This window comes from Bacillus sp. GbtcB14, assembly GCF_019091205.1.
Classification (GTDB): domain Bacteria; phylum Bacillota; class Bacilli; order Bacillales; family Bacillaceae_G; genus Bacillus_A; species Bacillus_A cereus_AG.
The window spans coordinates 1-237 of sequence record NZ_JAGXJT010000306.1; the positions used below are offsets into that span (position 1 = coordinate 1).

Genomic DNA, 237 nt, shown 5'->3' on the forward strand with positions numbered 1-237 from the left:
TCTGGTTTATAGCGTTTTTGCCAGCTTGAAGTACCGCTCTTTCCTATAAGAGCGGGAGTTGCACTTGATATTGCTAAAATGAATGAATCGTTAGATGTAGCAATCCGAATTTTTTCTTCGCTACTAAATGTAACGTAATAACCTACCTCAATAAGGTTATTGTCTGCTGATTCAAACATTTGTGCAAAATCAGTTCCACTTGCATTGTAAGAAGCGCCATCAACATACATTTCCCCA

At 38.0% G+C, this 237-nt stretch carries 1 protein-coding gene; it reads right to left on the minus strand.

The features are described 5' to 3' along the window. The coding region (locus KVT31_RS29985; RefSeq protein WP_302747108.1) for a peptidase G2 autoproteolytic cleavage domain-containing protein at positions 1-237 on the minus strand (237 nt) is incomplete at both ends.